Below are 16,258 nucleotides of genomic sequence, written 5' to 3' on the forward strand. Positions count from 1 at the left end.
GGCGGTCCGCGGCCGGACCCCGGAAAACCATGAAAGGGAAAAATCACGGGGGATGTCGCAGAAGACCGGACCGAAGGTGAACCCGGAGGAGCCCCGGGAGCGTCCTCACCGTCGCGAGAGCCGGAAGTGCCCGCGCCGACCACCCGGACCGAGGGGGACCGGCGCGGCGTCACACCCAGAACACCTGTCCCATACGAGGCCGTATGGTGCGGGCGTCCCGGCCTCCCGCAGACTGATCGCGCCGGGGGGCCGCAGGGGTCCCCCACGCATGGTGATGAACTCACCAGGGGGAAAATTGACACAACGCAAGAGAGCGGGCGCCGCCGCGATAGCCACCGCCGTGGCCGTCGCACTGACGATGGGGCTGACCACCGCATCGTCCGCCGCCCCGAAGAGCGGTCCGAACGACGCCCCGAACGCACAGCCGTCCCGGGCCGGTTCACCGCAGGAGGCCGACCGGACCGAGCGCGGCCGGCACTCCGTCACCCTCGTCACCGGCGACCGGGTCGTGCTGGACCGGCGCGGCAGGGTCACCGGGATGGTCCGCGCCGAAGGACGCGAGGACGTACCCGTCCGGGTCGTCCGCACCAAGGGCCACACCTATGTGATCCCGCAGGACGTCACCCGGCTCATCGCCGAACGCAGGCTCGACCGGCGGCTGTTCGACGTCACAGAGCTGAGCCGCGGGCAGTACCGCGACAGGACCGGCACCGACGTACCGGTCATCGTCACCTACCGCGGCGCGAAGCCCGCGGCCAGGGCCGAACTCCACGCAGAGGCCGACCCGACCGTGCGCGCCACCCTCCGGTCGGTCAACGGCGAGGCGCTGGCCGTCGCCGAGAACCGGGCCGCCGACGCGTGGAAGGCCCTGACCCGCCCGTCCACGGCCGGACAGCTCGCGGCGGCGCCCGGAGTCGCCACCGTCTCCCTCGACGGCATCCGCAAGGCGGCGCTCGACAAGAGCACCGCGCAGATCGGCGCCCCGGCGGCCTGGAAGGCCGGCTACGACGGCAAGGGCGTCACCATCGCCGTCCTCGACACCGGCATCGACGCCGCCCACCCCGACTTCGCCGGACGGATAGCCGCGGAGAAGAACTTCTCCGCCTCCGAGGACACCAGGGACCGCTACGGGCACGGCACCCACGTCGCCTCCATCGCGGCCGGCTCCGGAGCGAAGTCCAAGGGCCGGTACAAGGGCGTGGCCCCCGGCGCGAAGCTGCTCAACGCCAAGGTCCTCGACGACGACGGCTACGGCAACGACTCCGAGATCATCGCCGGGATGGAGTGGGCCGTCGCACAGGGCGCCGAGGTGGTCAACCTCAGCCTCGGCGGCGGCGACACCCCCGAGATCGACCCGATGGAGGACGCCGTCAACCGGCTGTCGCGGGACAGCGGCGCCCTCTTCGTCATCGCCGCCGGCAACGAGGGCCCCTACGCCTCCAGCATCTCCAGCCCCGGCAGCGCGGACGCCGCGCTGACCGTCGGCGCCGTGGACAAGCAGGACGCGCTCGCCGACTTCTCCTCCATCGGCCCGCGCACCGGAGACGGCGCGGTCAAGCCCGACCTGACCGCCCCCGGCGTGGACATCGGCGCCGCGGCCGCCAAGGGCAGCATCGTCGAGCAGGAGGGCGACCCGGTCGCCGCCGGCTACGTCTCCATCTCCGGCACCTCCATGGCCACCCCGCACGTCGCGGGCGCGGCGGCACTGCTGGCCCAGCGGTACCCCGACTGGACCGGCGAGCGGATCAAGGGCGCGCTGACGGCCTCCACCAAGCCAGGCAAGGGCTACTCCGCCTTCCAGCAGGGATCCGGCCGGGCCGACGTGAACAAGGCGCTGAAGCAGACGATCGTCGCCGAACCGGTGTCGATCGCCTTCGGCACCGCCCAGTGGCCGCACGGCGACGACAAGCCGATCACCAAGGACATCACCTACCGCAACCTGGGCACCGAGGACGTCACCCTCTCCCTGACCGCCACCGGCACCGGCCCCCGGGGCAAGGCCGCGCCCAAGGGCATGTTCACCCTGGCCGCCGACGAGGTCACCGTCCCCGCGGGCGGTACGGCCGCGGTCGGCATCACCGCCGACACCCGGCTCGGCGGCAGCGTGAACGGCGGCTACAGCGTGGCCGTCACCGCGACCGGCGGCGGCCAGAGCGTCCGTACCGCGGGCGCCGTCGACCGCGAGGTGGAGTCCTACGACCTGACCGTGCGCACCCTCGGCCGCGACGGCAGGCCGGCTCCCCTGTGGAGCAGCATGCTCATCGGCTACCGGACCGACATGTTCAAGAGCCTGACGGGCAAGGACGGCACCACCACCGTCCGGGCGCCCAAGGGCACCTACGTCCTGTCCACCGACATCGCCCTGCCGGGCAGCACGGAGGAGGAGTACGAGGGCAGCGACTGGCTCATGGCCCCGGCGGTCGAGCTCGACCGTGACACCACCCTCACCTTCGACGCCCGCAAGGCCAAGGAGGTGAGGATGACGGTGCCGGACCGCAAGGCGAAGCAGATCGACCTGTCCGTCGAGTACACCGGCGCCCTCGGCGACGACGGCTTCGTCGGCGTCTACGGCGGCACGGGGGACGGCGACCGGGGTCTGCGCACCGCGCAGGTCGGCGGCACGGGCCGCGTCGAGGCCACCTCGACCGCCAGTACCGTGTGGACCCGCAAGGACACCGACTACAACACCTTCCACGTCCGCGAGGGCGGCTTCTACACAGGCCTGAAGACGCACACCGAGAAGTCGGAGATGGCCAGGCTGAACGTCCGGCAGGGCGCCTCGGTCCCCGGCCGCCTCGGCGTCCTGGCCACCGTGCCGTCCCACACGGGCTCGTTCACCGGGGCCGAGCGCAAGCTCCCGCGCACCACCACGGTCTACGTCAAGGCCAAGGGCGCCCGGTGGTCGCAGTACTTCATGCAGTTCGACGCCAAGGGCGACTTCGAGGCCGGCTACTACGCCGACGAGCGGAAGTACACCGCGGGCAGGACCTACGAGCGCACCTTCAACAACGGCGTCTTCGGGCCCCACCTGGACGAGTACAGCGGCATCTTCCGCGACGGCGACGACCTCTACGGCACGCTGAACCCGCTCGCGGACGGCGCCGGCAACCACGGCGACAGCCTGTACGACTCGGCGCGGACGACCCTGTACCGCAACGGCAAGAAGTACGCCGAGGAGAAGGAGATCCTCGACTACACCGGCTTCACCCTCCCCAAGGGCAAGGCGCAGTACAAGCTGGTCACCACCCTCAGCCGCGGTGAGGTCTCCAGGCTGAGCACCAAGGTGAGCGCCTCCTACACCTTCACCTCGGCCCGCACCTCCCAGGAGACCGCCCTCCCGGCGACGGCGGTGCGCTTCACGCCGAAGCTGGCCCTGGACGGCACGGCCAAGGCGAAGGCCACCATGCCGGTACCGGTCACCGTCCAGGGATCGGCCGCGGGCAAGAACCTGAAGTCGCTGACCGTCCACGTCTCCTTCGACGGCGGCAAGAACTGGAAGAAGACCACCGTCAGGAAGGGGAAGATCACCTTCAAGAACCCCGGCAGGAAGGGGACGGTCTCCTTCAAGGCGAACGTGAAGGACAAGAAGGGCAACACCCTGTCCCAGACGATCGTCAACGCCTACCGCACCAGGTGACCTCCGCGGTCACCCGGGCGACACCGTGCCCATGAGCCGCCGGTGACAAGCATGAGCCACCGGTGACAGGGCGGCCCGCGACACGGGCGGCGGCCCGCCGGAGCATCCGCTCCGGCGGGCCGTCCGCGTTCCCGGCCGGAGAACGGGAACGTTCTGCCCGGAAAGGCATGGAAAGCGGCATAGGACGGCTTCCGGCGGAAACCCGTACCCGAGTACGGGGGAGTACAGAGCATGCACCGAGGACCCGAGCTGCCGAAAGGACGTGGCAGAAGTGAAGGTCGCCTTTCTCGTCGCCCCCGAGGGCGTGGAGCAGATCGAGCTGACCGACCCGTGGCAGGCCGTGATCGACGCCGGGGGCACCCCGAGCCTGCTGTCCACCACCGGCGGGCGGATCCAGGCTTTCAACCACCTCGACAAGGCCGACACCTTCGAGGTGGACAAGCAGGTCGGCCAGGCCGCGGTCGAGGACTACGACGGGCTGGTACTGCCCGGCGGCGTCGCCAACCCCGACTTCCTGCGGACGGACGACAGCGCCGTCTCCTTCGTCCGGGAGTTCTTCCAGACCGGCAAGCCGGTGGCGGTGATCTGCCACGGCCCGTGGACGCTGGTCGAGGCGGACGTGGTGCGCGGCAGGAAGATCACCTCCTGGCCGAGCCTGAAGACCGACCTGCGCAACGCCGGCGCCAACTGGGTCGACGAGCAGGTCTCCGTCTGCACCGAAGGACCGAACACCCTGATCAGCAGCCGCAAGCCGGACGACCTCAAGGCGTTCAACGAGGCGTTCGTGCGGGAGTTCCAGACCGTCTCGGCCTGACCCCGCCACACGGCCCCGCCCGGTGTGGGCTGCCCGCCGCGCGCGGGCGGCCCACGCGCGCGTCCGCTCCGGGCCGAGAACATCTGGCCGAAAGTGATCCGCCGTTCCCCCTCGGTGACGAACGGTGCGGGAAAAACCACGTTGTACCCCCGCACCGCACATGGACGAGAGGAGAGACGGCGTGACCGACCGCGACGAGGCGCGCTCCCCGGAGCGCGGAGCGCCGGACACCGCCCCGCCCGAACCCGGCACCCCCGGGGACCCGCCCGCCCGGCGGCCGCGGTGGCGGCGGCTGGCGGACCGGGCCTCCCGGCACAGCCCGCAGACGCTGATGGGAGCGCTCCTGATCACCCTCCTGGGAGCCCTCACACCCGTGGTGGTGGAGAAGGTCTGGGGAGGCGACGCGCCGAAGGCGGTGACGCCTCCCGCCGACGGCAAACAGATACCGGTCCCGAGCGAGAGCTGCTCCGGGGCGACCTGCCTCCACCTGGACCCCAAGGAACCGGGCTGCGACACGGAGGTGGTCACCCTGGCGGAGCGGACGGAACCGGTGAGCCTGCAGATCAGATACAGCGCCGTCTGCGAGGCGGCGTGGGGGCGGATCCGCCAGGCCGCGATCGGCGACAGGGTGCGGATCACCACTGCCGACGACAAGGTGGCGGTGGACAACGTGGAGTTCGGGCACGACGCCTACACGCGGATGGTCCCCGCCTCCGGGGAGTTCGAGCTGACGGCGTGCGTGGACGCCGACGCGGCGGAGGGGAAGCCCCGCTGGCCCCGCGCCTGCGTGACGGCGACGGACGAGGACGTGCCGTGAGCCCGGGCACCGGCGCCCGGGCTCACCGCCGCCCGGCGGGCGCTCAGCCCCGCGACGCGTCGCCCTCGCCGCCCGTGCCGCTGCCGCGCCGCCGGAGCTCCTCCTCGCGGCGGCGCAGGTCCGCCTCCCAGTCCTTCAGCAGGGACTCGTCCCTCCGGTTGTCCTCGCGCAGCGACCGCAGGAACTCCGGGTCGTCGTCGGGAGCCTTCTGCGGCGCGGGCACACCCCGGTGATTGCGGTGCCACTCGGAGGGCGTGCTGCCGTACCGGCGCGCCTGGTGGGTGCGCCGCGCCCGGCCCACCGCGAACCAGGCGATCGGGCCGATCAGCACCTGGCCGAAGAACAGGACGATGAGGACCCACGCCGGCTTGGGTATGTGCCGCACCTCCTCCTCCGGCGTCAGCAGGCAGTCGATGAACGCGTAGATCCACAACGCCAGCACGAGGAGGAACGGCAGATACCTGAGCACGACGAGAACAACCCCCACAGACCCGGCGGGGCGCGCCGGGCGCCCCGATGACGGGGGCACACACTAGTGGCCGCCTCCGGCGCCGCCGCCGGGGGGTGCGTCCGTCCTCGGGCGACAGCCCGTCAGGCGCCGGTGGTGTAGGTGTCCCTGGCCAGCTCCCCCAGGTACTCGCCGAGGGGCTGGTGGGTCGGGGGGAAGTGCGGCCCGCTGCCGTCCTTGGGCACGACCACCACGCGGACGAAAGGCGCCAGCGCCATGTTCCCGGTGTCGATGTGCTCCTGCGAGTCGAACCGAACCGCCCACGCCACCGGGTGCTCCTGCGTCAGCTCGGGCTGTACGACGATCGTGAACTCCCCCTCGGGGAACGCCTCGTCGAGGAACCGGCGTGCCGAGCCGATGGCTTCGTCCCGTGAGAGCACTGGAAGTCTCCTTGGTGTCGCTCAGAACCTTCGGGGAACCGGCGGACCCCGGCGCTCGGACGGCGTGAACCCGCTTCCGGACGGCCGCACCGCCATGACTGCGCGCAGCATAGGACGATACGACCGGCCCGCGCCCCCCGGGGCCGTTCCGGCGCACGGACGGGACCACGCTCTACAACTCCCTCTACCGGGCAGACGGCCAGATGCTGGTCAACGCCCACGTGTGGGGTGTCAACGCCTACGGGGCGCCCGTGTGGCACCTGCGCCGCCACGACAGCGGCAAGGTCTTCGGGACCTACGCGCAGAGCTTCGACGCCGTCTGGGCGACGGCGACACCGGTACGGGAAGAGTGAGGCATGGCACGGACCGAGTACTACGACGACCCCGACGCCCCCGAACCCAACAGCCTGGTCGTCGCCGCCTCCGCCGTCGTCACCGACGAGGAGGGCCGCATCCTGCTCCAGCGCCGCCGAGACAACGATCTGTGGGCCCTGCCCGGCGGGGGCATGGAGATGACCGACTCCCTGCCGGGCACGGCCGTGCGCGAGGTGCAGGAGGAGACCGGACTCGACGTGGAGATCACCGGCCTGGTCGGCACCTACACCGACCCCCGCCACGTCATCGCCTACAGCGACGGCGAGGTCCGGCGGCAGTTCAACGTCTGCTTCACCGCCCGCGTCACCGGGGGCGAACCGGCGATCTCGGACGAGTCCACCGAGCTGCGGTTCGTGCCACCCGGAGAGATCGACTCCCTGCCCATGCACCACACCCAGCGCCTCAGGCTCCGGCACTTCCTGGAGCACCGCGACCGGCCCTACCTCGGCTGACACGCAAGGGAGACGACGATGCCCCCGGTCCTGTGCGGGCAGGCCGGGGGCATCGCGGTGACGTGGCCGGGGCAGCGGCCGACCCGGGGCTCAGCCCTCGGCCCGGGCCACGCCCACCGGGCAGCTCACGCCCGTGCCGCCGATGCCGCAGTAGCCGCCGGGGTTCTTGTCGAGGTACTGCTGGTGGTAGGCCTCGGCAGGGTAGAAGGGACCGGCGGGGAGGATCTCCGTGGTGATCTCGCCGTAGCCGGAGGAGGTCAGGACGGCCTGGTAGGAGTCGCGGGACGCCTTGGCCGCGGCCTCCTGCTCCGGGGAGTGGGTGTAGACCGCCGAGCGGTACTGGGTGCCCACGTCGTTGCCCTGGCGGAAGCCCTGGGTGGGGTCGTGGGACTCCCAGAAGACCCGCAGCAGCTCCTCGTATGTGACCTTCGAGGGGTCGAAGACGACGCGGACGGCCTCGGTGTGGCCGGTCAGACCCGAGCAGACCTCCTCGTACGTCGGGTTCTCGGTGTGACCGCCCTGATAGCCCGCCAGGGTGGTCCACACCCCGTCGGTCTGCCAGAACTTCCGCTCCGCGCCCCAGAAGCAGCCCAGGCCGAAGTCGGCGGTCTCCAGCCCCTCCGGGTAGGGGCCCAGCAGGGGGTTGCCCAGGACGGTGTGGGTCTCGGGGACGGTGTAGGGGCGCTCCGGGCGGCCCTTGAGGGCCTCCTCCGCCGTCGGGAGGGACTTCTTGAAGTGGCCGAACAGCATGCTCAACTCTCCTCGTGGCCTCGGCGGGCCCGGTGGGCCCGGTGCCGCCTCGGGCGGCGTACGGCGTGTGTCGTCCGCCGTACGCCGTCGTACGTCTCAGTGCGCCGGCGGGGTGTGCGCGGCGTCGCCGCCCAGGCTCTCGTAGCCGGCGACCGCCAGGGCGCGGTACGCCGCGTACTCCGCCACCGGGTCGCCGCCGTCGACCCAGGGCAGCGCACCGACATAACCATCGACGGCCCGCACCTGTTCCACGGCCTCCGCGTACCGCTCGGCGCGCACCAGGAAGCACAGCAGCAGATGGCGCACGTGCGGGGCGACGGGATGGTCTGCGGGGGCGTGGTGCAGGGCGTACCGCGCGCCCTCGACGGCCTGCTCCACCACCGCGCTCCGGTAGAGGCCGCGCACCATGTTGGCCTCCGGCAGGTGGTCGTAGACCGCGAAGAGCGGCAGGGCCGGCAGCAGGCTGCCCTCGGGGGCCTCGCCCGCGGCGCGCTGCGCGAAGGCGTAGGCGTCCTCCTTGGAACCGTGGCCCTTGGCGGACCAGTACGGCAGCGCCACCAGGTGCGCGCCCATGTGGTGCGGCGCGCGCCTGCGCACCTCCTCCCACCGCTCCTCGAACTCGGGGCGGCGCACGCCCAGGGCGCGGGCGGCGAACAGGTCGGTGATGTACGCGGTGGGGTCGGCCGGGGCGAGCCGGATCGCCTCGCGGGCGATCTCGCGGGCCTCCTCCAGGATGATCCGCCGGTCGGCCGAGCCGGTGTCGCCCAGCGCCTGCCAGACCAGGAACTGCGCGTACACCTGTGCGCAGCCGGCGTCGCGCGGGGAGGCGGTGCGCCAGTTCCGCAGCCAGCGCGCGTCCGGGGCGGGCGCGGGGGCCGGCTGCTCCTTGGTGAGGGAGGGGGGCTGGTCCGCCGAGGGGGCCGGGCCCGCCGGAGCCTCGGGGGGCGCGGGGGTGGTGCGCGAGCGCGCCAGTTCCACGGCCGCGGCGCCCGCCAGCGACTGCACGCGCTGCCAGCGCAGCTCCCAGTCGTCGCCGGTCAGGGCGAGCAGCCGGGCGACGGGCTGCCAGTCCTGGGTCCGCTGGGTCTCCTCCAGTGCCTCGACCAGCTCCGGGTCGGGGCCCGGCAGCCTCACGTCGAGCCGTTCCGGCGGTACGAGGCCGTAGCGGTCCGGATCGCCGGCGGCCCGGACCCCGGGGGAGCCCCCGGAGCCGTTCAGCTCCCGGCGGCGGCGGACCGCGGGCACGATCAGCAGCCCGACGACGGCGGCGATGGCGATGAGGAACAGCAGGGCTTCCATACCTCCACCGTACGGCCCGCGGTACTAGGCTCGTGGCCATGAGTGACGAGCACGCAGCACGGGACGAGGCGCGGAACACCGCGCGGACCCCGGCGCAGCACTTCGAGACCCTCGCCATCCACGCCGGGCAGGAGCCCGACGCCGCGACCGGAGCGGTGGTGCCGCCGATCCACCAGGTCTCCACGTTCAAACAGGACGGGGTGGGGGGCCTGCGCGGCGGTTACGAGTACAGCCGCAGCGCCAACCCGACCCGCAGCGCCCTGGAGGAGAACCTCGCCGCGCTGGAGGGCGGCCGGCGCGGGCTGGCCTTCGCCTCCGGACTGGCCGCCGAGGACTGCCTGCTGAGGACCCTGCTCACCCCCGGCGACCACGTCGTCATCCCGAACGACGCCTACGGCGGCACCTTCCGGCTCTTCGCGAAGGTCGCCGAGCGGTGGGGCGTGGAGTGGGACGTGGCGGACTCCTCCGATCCGGCGGCCGTACGCGCCGCGCTGCGCCCGCGTACGAAGGCGGTGTGGGTGGAGACGCCGTCCAACCCGCTGCTGGGCATCGCCGACATCGCGGCGCTGGCCGACGTGGCCCGTACGGGGGGCGCCCGCCTGGTGGTGGACAACACCTTCGCCAGCCCCTACCTCCAGCAGCCGCTGGCGCTCGGCGCGGACGTGGTGGTGCACTCCACGACCAAGTACATGGGCGGCCACTCCGACGTGGTCGGCGGTGCGCTGATCACCGCCGACACCGGGCTGGGCGACGAACTGGCCTTCCACCAGAACGCGATGGGGGCCATCGCCGGGCCGTTCGACTCCTGGCTGGTGATGCGCGGTGTCAAGACGCTGGCGGTGCGCATGGACCGGCACTGCGCCAACGCCGCGCGGGTCGTCGAACTGCTCGTCTCCCACCCCAAGGTCGCCCAGGTGTACTACCCGGGGCTGGAGACGCACCCCGGGCACGAGGTGGCGGCCAAGCAGATGCGCGACTTCGGCGGCATGGTCTCCTTCCGTGTCGCCGGGGGCGAGGAGGCGGCGGTCGAGGTGTGCAACCGGGCGGAGCTGTTCACGCTCGGGGAGTCGCTGGGCGGTGTGGAGTCCCTGATCGAGCACCCGGGCCGGATGACGCACGCCTCGGCGGCGGGCTCGGCGCTGGAGGTGCCCTCGGACCTGGTGCGCCTGTCGGTCGGCATCGAGGCCGCCGATGATCTGGTGGCGGATCTGGCGCAGGCACTCGGCTGAACCGGGCCGGACGGGCCGGACGGGCCGGACTGAACTCGGCGGGGATCGCGGCGGAGGCCGCGGTCCCCGCCGTCTTGTACGGGAGGTGGAGGGGCGGCGCCCCCCGGTGTCACCGCCGCGTCTCTCCGGTCCGCCGGCAGTGCGCGCAGTACCGGGTCTGCGGGACGATCTCCAGCATCCGCGCGGGGATGGGGCGGGAGCACAGCAGGCAGCGTCCGTAGCCGCCCCGGTCCATCCGTTCCAGAGCGGCCTCCACGTCCGCCAGCACCATCCGGGCGGACTCCGCGAGCCGGGCGTCGATCTCGGCCCGCGCCGTATCCGCCCGCGCCGTATCCGCCCGCGCCGTCCCGGCCCGGGCGGGCCCTTGCCGGGGAGCGGAGGGGGAGACGGGCCGGTGGCGGCCGAACTCCCGCAACTGGTCGAGGCGGAAGCGGCGCTGCTCCTCCAGGTCCTCGCGCAGCGCGGCCAGTTCCCGTTGGGTGAGGGCGGCGTCGTGGACGCCGGCGGCCTGGTCGTTCAATGGGTCACGTCCTCTGCGGGCGCGGATGGTACGCGGGGGCGGGCGTCACGGGGGGCGCGGGCGTACGGTGTCCACGCCCCGGCGCCCCCCATGGCGTCAGGTGGTGCGCTGCTGGCAGCCGACGCAGCGGCTCGCGTACGGCAGGATCTCCAGCCGCTCGGCGGGGATGGCGCTGCCGCAGCCCTCGCAGACTCCGTAGGTGCCGTTCTCCAGCCGGGCGAACGCCAGGTCGATCTCCCCCAGCACCCGGCGTACGGCGTCCGTCCGGACGGCCAGCAGGTCCGCGGACGCCTGGTCCGCGGCCTCCTCGACGGCGTCGAGCTGGGAGAGGCGGGAGTCGCGCTCGTGTTCCAGGCGCAGGCGCACGTCGTGCGCCCGGAGGCGTTCGGGAGGGTCCGCGGAGCGGCCCGCGTCGATCGTCATCGCGGTCGTGTTCCTTCCGGGCTGAGGGTGAGGGAGACCGATGGCATACGGGAGGGCGCGCGGCCCGTCCCCGAAGAGGGGCCACGCGCCCCTGCGCTCCCACCATGGACGGCGCGCCGCGTGCGGTCCATCGGTGGTGTCACCCATTCCGGGGTGGGGGAGGGCTGCACGCACCGGATGGGGGAGAGGAGCCGGACCCGGAAGGGATGGCCCGTGCCACCGATCGACCGCGCCGCCCCGCCGCGGCAGGCTGGCGGGGAGGGCCGGGCGAGGCCGGTCGGACCGCGCCGGTGGCGGATAGTGGTGGGGACGCAGGTGATCGAGGAGGAAGTGCACGCCGTGTCCCTGTTCTGGCGGATCTTCGGGCTCAACGCCCTGGTGCTCGGTGCGGCCACGGCGCTGCTGCTGTGGGCGCCGGTGACCGTCTCGGTGCCGGTGCTGCTCACCGAGGCCGTCGTCCTGGTCACCGGCCTGGCCGTGATGCTGGTGGCCAACGCCGCCCTGCTGCGCGTCGGCCTGGCGCCGCTGGAACGGCTGACCCGGCTGATGACCGAGGTCGACCTGCTCAGGCCCGGCCACCGGCTGCCGGTGGCCGGGCACGGCGGGGTGGCCGATCTGATCCGCACCTTCAACGACATGCTCGACCGGCTGGAGGCCGAGCGGGCCGCCAGCAGCGCCCGGGTGCTGTCCGCGCAGGAGGCCGAGCGCCGCCGTATCGCCCAGGAGCTCCACGACGAGGTCGGCCAGAGCATGACGGCCGTGCTGCTGGAACTGAAGCGGGCGGCCGACCGCACCCCGGACGAGGAGCTGCGCGCCGAACTCCAGCACGCCCAGGAGACCACCCGCGGCAGCCTGGACGAGGTGCGGCGGCTGGCGCGCAGGCTGCGCCCCGGCGTGCTGGAGGACCTCGGCCTGGTCAGCGCCCTCACCGCGCTGGCCGCCGACTACTCCACCCACACCGGGCTGACGGTGCGCCGCCGCTTCGGCGGCGGGCTGCCGCCGCTGGACGGCGAGCGGGAGCTGGTCCTGTACCGCGTCGCCCAGGAGAGCCTGACCAACGCCGCCCGCCACGCCGGTGCCGACAGCGTCGAGCTGCGGCTGCGGCGCACCGCCGGCGGGGTGGTGCTGAGCGTGTGCGACAACGGCCGGGGCATCGGCTCCGCCCGGGAGGGCGCCGGGATCCGCGGCATGCGGGAGCGCGCGCTGCTCGTCGGCGCGGACCTGGACATCGGCCCGGCGCCGGAGGGCGGCACCCGGGTACGCCTGGCGGTGCCCGTGGACGGCGGGCCCCCGTGCGCGGCACCGCCGGCCGGCGGCACGAACACGACCGGCGGCACGAACACGACCGGAGAGGAGGCGGCCGCGTGAACGCGCCCGAGCCCGCCGTCACCCGCATCCTGCTCGCCGACGACCACGCACTGGTGCGCCGCGGGGTGCGGCTCATCCTCGACGGCGAACCGGACCTGAGCGTCGTCGCCGAGGCCGGCGACGGTGCCGAGGCCGTCGCCGCGGCCCGCGAGCACCCCGTCGACCTGGCCGTCCTCGACGTCGCCATGCCCCGTATGACCGGTCTGCAGGCGGCGCGGGAGCTGTCCGCCCGCCATCCCGGTCTGCGCATCCTGATCCTGTCGATGTACGACAACGAGCAGTACCTCTTCGAGGCGCTCAAGGCGGGGGCCTCGGGATACGTGCTGAAGTCGGTGGCCGACCGGGACCTGGTGGAGGCGTGCCGGGCGGCGATGCGCGGCGAGCCGTTCCTCTACCCGGGTGCGGTCACCGCGCTGATCCGCAGCTACCTCGACCGCGTCCGGCAGGGCGGGGACGTCCCCGAACGGGTGCTCACCGCGCGGGAGGAGGAGGTCCTCAAACTGGTCGCCGAGGGCCACTCCTCGAAGGAGATCGCCGAGACACTGGTCATCAGCGTCAAGACGGTGGAGAGGCACCGTGCGAACATGCTGCACAAGCTCGGGCTGCGCGACCGCCTGGAGCTGACCCGCTACGCGATCCGCGCGGGGCTGATCGAGCCCTGATCCCGGTTCCGCGCCCGCCGGGGGATGCGGGAGGATGCGGGCGGGCACCGGCGGTGCCCCGACGGTGCCGGAGGGTGCCGGCGCAGGGCGGCCGAGGACGGCGGAGGAGGAGGCGGCATGGACCAGCGGTCCGCCGTGCTCCGCGCCGCGCCGGTCCGGGCCCTGCTGGCGGTGGCGGCCCTCCTGCTCGGCGCCCTGGCGCCCGCCGCCTCCGCACTCGTCCCCGCCCCGCCCGCCGCGCCGGGCGCCGCGGGCGCGCAGACCGCCGACGGGCCCTGTGCGGCCGAGTGCGACCGCACCCCCCTGCTGCACCGGGACACCGCGGCCGAGCGGCACGCCCCGCACCCCGCGGGGGCCGCCCTGCCGGCCCGGGCCCGCCCCGCCCGGCCCGCCGCGGGCATACGCCCGCCCGCACCCCCGCCGCACACCGCCGGCCGTCCCCCGTACACCGCACGCCATCAGGGCCGGGCGCCGCCGCCTCCGCCGGGCAGCTGACGTTTCCCGTCGTCCCACCGCCGCGGCCGGCACCCGGCCGCGGCGCCCTGCTGGAGGCATACCTTGAAACGCGCCACCCTGGTGCGGGCGCTCCTCGCCCTCGCCGTGATCGCCCTGTCCGTCTACGCCGCGGTGACCTCCTCCCCGCGGCTCGGCCTCGATCTGCGCGGCGGCACCCAGATCGTGCTGGAGACCCGCGACTCGCCCACCACCGAGGCCGACCGCGAGGCCACCGACCGCACCCTGGAGGTGCTGCGCCGCCGCGTCGACGCGCTCGGTGTCGCCGAACCGAACATCACCCGGTCCGGTGACAACCGGATCATCGTCGAACTGCCCGGACTGCAGGACCCGCGCGAGGCCGCCGACGTCCTCGGCCGCACCGCGCAGCTCACCTTCCACCCCGTCCTCGGCGCCGCCGCCGAGGGGGAGGAGGCCGAGGAGGGCGAACGCGTACTGCCCGACACCTCCGGCCAGCGGCTGCGCCTGGGGCCCGCCGAGCTGACCGGCGAGGGGGTGGAGGACGCCGAGGCCGCCATCGACCAGCAGACCGGCGGCGGCTGGTACGTCACCGTCGACCTGCGCGGCGGCGGCGAGGCGGCCTGGGCCGAACTGACCGGCCAGGCCGCCTGCGCCCCGCCCGGCGACCCGAAGCGGCGGGTGGCGATCGTCCTGGACGAGGAGATCATCTCCGCGCCGCAGGTCGATCCCTCGGTCGCCTGTGAGCGGGGCATCACCGGCGGCTCCACCCAGATCACCGGCAACTTCTCCCAGGAGGAGGCCAAGGAGCTGGCCCTGCTCATCGACGGCGGCGCCCTGCCGGTGCCGGTGGAGATCATCGAGCAGCGCACCGTCGGCCCGACCCTGGGCCAGGAGGCCATCGAGGCCAGCGCCCGGGCCGCGGTCATCGGCACCGCGCTGACCGCGCTGTTCATCATCGCCGTCTACCGCCTGCTGGGCGCCCTCGCCGCCGTGGCCCTGGCCTGCTACGGGCTCATCTCCTACGCCGCGCTGGTCGCGCTCGGCGCCACCCTCACCCTGCCGGGACTGGCCGGTTTCGTGCTGGCGATCGGCATGGCCGTGGACGCCAACGTGCTCGTCTTCGAACGCGCCCGCGAGGAGTACGCCGCCCGCCGCGGCAAGAACCTGCTCAGGGCCCTGACGGAGGGCTTCCGCAACGCCCTCAGCGCCATCGCCGACTCCAACGTCACCACGCTGCTGGCCGCCGGGCTGCTGTTCTTCTTCGCCTCCGGACCGGTGCGCGGCTTCGGCGTGACCCTGTCCATCGGTGTGCTCGCCTCCATGGTCAGCGCCCTGCTGATCACCCGGGTGCTCACCGAGTTCGCCGTCTCCCGCGACGCGCTGCGCAGACGGCCGGGACTCACCGGCATCGCGGGCGTGGGCCGGGTGCGGGAGTGGATCAACCGCCGCGAGCCGGACCTGATGCGCCGGCGGCGGCGCTGGCTGGCGATCTCGCTGGCCGCCGTCGTCCTGGCGGGGTCGGGCATCGTGGCGCGCGGGCTGGACTTCGGGGTGGAGTTCACCGGCGGGCGGCTGATCGAGTACTCCACCGCCTCCCCCGTCGACCCGGAGCAGGCGCGCTCGGCGCTGGCGGACGCGGGCTTCCCCCGCGCCGTCGTCCAGACCTCGGGGGACGGCGACCTCACGGTGCGCACCGACGAGCTGTCCAACGCCGAGGCGGCCGAGGTGGCCGAGACGATCGAGGAGCTGGGAGGGGAGACGGAGAAGATCCGCGACGAGCTGATCGGCCCCAGCCTCGGGGACGAGCTGCGCAGGGGCGCCCTGATCGCCCTCGGCATCGCGCTGGCCGCCCAGATGCTCTATCTGGCGGTCCGCTTCCGCTGGACCTTCTCGGTGGGCGCGGTGCTGGCGATGGTCCACGACGTGCTCATCCTCGTCGGGATCTTCGCCTGGCTCGGCAAGCCGGTCGACGGGGTGTTCCTGGCCGCCCTGCTCACCGTGATCGGCTACTCGGTCAACGACTCGGTGGTGGTCTTCGACCGGGTGCGCGAGCTGTGGACGGCCCGGCGCAAGGAGCCCTTCGCCGAGGTCGCCAACGCCGCGGTCCTCCAGACCGTGCCCCGCACCGTGAACACCGGCATGGGCGCGCTGTTCATCCTGGCCGCGCTCGCCCTGCTCGGCGGCGACACCCTGACCGACTTCGCCGTCGCGCTGCTGATCGGCATCGTCGTGGGCACCTGGTCCTCGGTGTTCACCGCGACGCCCCTGGCCATCGAGCTGGAGGCGCACAGCAGCGCGCCGCCGCCGAGGCCGGCGCGGTCCCGGTCGTCGGCGGCCTCGGGAGGCTTCGGGGCGCGGGACGGGCGCGAGCGGGGCGACAGCGGCGCACAGGTCTGACGGACCGGGCGGCGGCGGGCCCGGGCGCGGCGCCCCGGCCCGCCGGGGCGCACCGGAGCGCCGCCGCACACCCGAGGGGGTGTGCGGCGGCGCTCCGGTGTGTGCGGTGTGCGCTGCGCGTGCGGTGCCCGGCCGCGCGGCCGGGCCGGTGTA

The 16,258-nt window shown here is 73.6% G+C and carries 15 protein-coding genes and 1 pseudogene; 10 read left to right on the forward strand and 6 right to left on the reverse strand.

What is annotated here, in order from left to right; genetic code table 11:
• Window positions 1-295: 295 nt before the first annotated feature.
• The 3 genes from BMY40_RS20360 (at window position 296) to BMY40_RS20370 (ending at window position 5,268) form a co-directional block, all read left to right on the forward strand.
• Window positions 296-3,637 carry a S8 family peptidase gene (locus BMY40_RS20360; RefSeq protein WP_342745083.1) on the forward strand — a complete coding sequence of 1,114 codons (3,342 nt, stop codon included), beginning with the start codon at window positions 296-298 and terminating at the stop codon, window positions 3,635-3,637.
• A 271-nt stretch (window positions 3,638-3,908) separates the two neighbouring features.
• Entirely contained in the window at window positions 3,909-4,451 is a 543-nt protein-coding gene (locus BMY40_RS20365) for a type 1 glutamine amidotransferase domain-containing protein (protein WP_093661688.1), read from the forward strand.
• 181 nt (window positions 4,452-4,632) lie between these two features.
• Entirely contained in the window at window positions 4,633-5,268 is a 636-nt protein-coding gene (locus BMY40_RS20370; protein WP_107436784.1) for a DUF2690 domain-containing protein, read from the forward strand.
• A 43-nt stretch (window positions 5,269-5,311) separates the two neighbouring features.
• On the opposite strand, the gene BMY40_RS20375 is transcribed toward BMY40_RS20370, so the two are convergent.
• Both BMY40_RS20375 and BMY40_RS20380 read right to left on the reverse strand, forming a co-directional pair.
• Complete coding sequence (locus BMY40_RS20375; protein WP_093661692.1) at window positions 5,312-5,737, reverse strand: PLD nuclease N-terminal domain-containing protein; 426 nt, start codon at window positions 5,735-5,737, stop codon at window positions 5,312-5,314.
• A gap of 122 nt (window positions 5,738-5,859) precedes the next feature.
• Complete coding sequence (locus BMY40_RS20380) at window positions 5,860-6,156, reverse strand: YrhB domain-containing protein (RefSeq protein ID WP_093661694.1); 297 nt, start codon at window positions 6,154-6,156, stop codon at window positions 5,860-5,862.
• Between the two features lie 137 nt (window positions 6,157-6,293).
• On the opposite strand from BMY40_RS20380, the pseudogene BMY40_RS20385 reads away from it, so the two are divergent.
• Together BMY40_RS20385 and BMY40_RS20390 are read left to right on the forward strand one after the other, a co-directional pair.
• Window positions 6,294-6,509, forward strand: a pseudogene (locus tag BMY40_RS20385) (XRE family transcriptional regulator); the annotation flags it as partial.
• Window positions 6,510-6,512: 3 nt separating this feature from the next.
• Complete coding sequence (locus BMY40_RS20390) at window positions 6,513-6,983, forward strand: NUDIX domain-containing protein (protein WP_093661696.1); 471 nt, start codon at window positions 6,513-6,515, stop codon at window positions 6,981-6,983.
• A 90-nt stretch (window positions 6,984-7,073) separates the two neighbouring features.
• On the opposite strand, the gene msrA is transcribed toward BMY40_RS20390, so the two are convergent.
• Both msrA and BMY40_RS20400 read right to left on the reverse strand, forming a co-directional pair.
• The gene (gene msrA, locus BMY40_RS20395; RefSeq protein WP_093661698.1) at window positions 7,074-7,733 is read right to left on the reverse strand and encodes a peptide-methionine (S)-S-oxide reductase MsrA; all 660 of its coding nucleotides are present in this window, start codon (window positions 7,731-7,733) and stop codon (window positions 7,074-7,076) included.
• 96 nt (window positions 7,734-7,829) lie between these two features.
• Complete coding sequence (locus BMY40_RS20400) at window positions 7,830-9,032, reverse strand: hypothetical protein (RefSeq protein WP_093661700.1); 1,203 nt, start codon at window positions 9,030-9,032, stop codon at window positions 7,830-7,832.
• 38 nt (window positions 9,033-9,070) lie between these two features.
• Between BMY40_RS20400 and BMY40_RS20405 the strand changes: the two genes are divergently transcribed.
• Window positions 9,071-10,261, forward strand: coding sequence for a cystathionine gamma-synthase (locus BMY40_RS20405; protein WP_093661764.1), 1,191 nt, complete (start codon window positions 9,071-9,073; stop codon window positions 10,259-10,261).
• A 109-nt stretch (window positions 10,262-10,370) separates the two neighbouring features.
• On the opposite strand, the gene BMY40_RS20410 is transcribed toward BMY40_RS20405, so the two are convergent.
• The gene (locus BMY40_RS20410) at window positions 10,371-10,781 is read right to left on the reverse strand and encodes a TraR/DksA family transcriptional regulator (RefSeq protein WP_093661702.1); all 411 of its coding nucleotides are present in this window, start codon (window positions 10,779-10,781) and stop codon (window positions 10,371-10,373) included.
• A 96-nt stretch (window positions 10,782-10,877) separates the two neighbouring features.
• Window positions 10,878-11,204, reverse strand: coding sequence for a TraR/DksA C4-type zinc finger protein (locus BMY40_RS20415; RefSeq protein WP_093661704.1), 327 nt, complete (start codon window positions 11,202-11,204; stop codon window positions 10,878-10,880).
• Between the two features lie 339 nt (window positions 11,205-11,543).
• Between BMY40_RS20415 and BMY40_RS20420 the strand changes: the two genes are divergently transcribed.
• The 4 genes from BMY40_RS20420 (at window position 11,544) to secD (ending at window position 16,105) form a co-directional block, all read left to right on the forward strand.
• Window positions 11,544-12,572, forward strand: a complete 1,029-nt coding sequence (locus BMY40_RS20420) for a HAMP domain-containing sensor histidine kinase (protein WP_093661766.1) — start codon at window positions 11,544-11,546, stop codon at window positions 12,570-12,572.
• A complete protein-coding gene (locus BMY40_RS20425; RefSeq protein WP_093661768.1) occupies window positions 12,569-13,234 on the forward strand; it encodes a response regulator in 666 nt (221 codons plus the stop codon). The genes BMY40_RS20420 and BMY40_RS20425 overlap by 4 nt, the downstream gene beginning before the upstream one ends.
• A 117-nt stretch (window positions 13,235-13,351) precedes the next feature.
• A complete protein-coding gene (locus BMY40_RS20430; protein ID WP_093661706.1) occupies window positions 13,352-13,729 on the forward strand; it encodes a hypothetical protein in 378 nt (125 codons plus the stop codon).
• A 63-nt stretch (window positions 13,730-13,792) separates the two neighbouring features.
• Window positions 13,793-16,105: a protein translocase subunit SecD gene (secD, locus tag BMY40_RS20435; protein ID WP_245770200.1), complete on the forward strand. Its 2,313-nt coding sequence runs from the start codon at window positions 13,793-13,795 to the stop codon at window positions 16,103-16,105.
• Window positions 16,106-16,258: the final 153 nt, after the last annotated feature.

Origin of the sequence: Streptomyces radiopugnans (assembly GCF_900110735.1) — a bacterium.
In the GTDB taxonomy this organism is placed as follows: domain Bacteria; phylum Actinomycetota; class Actinomycetes; order Streptomycetales; family Streptomycetaceae; genus Streptomyces; species Streptomyces radiopugnans.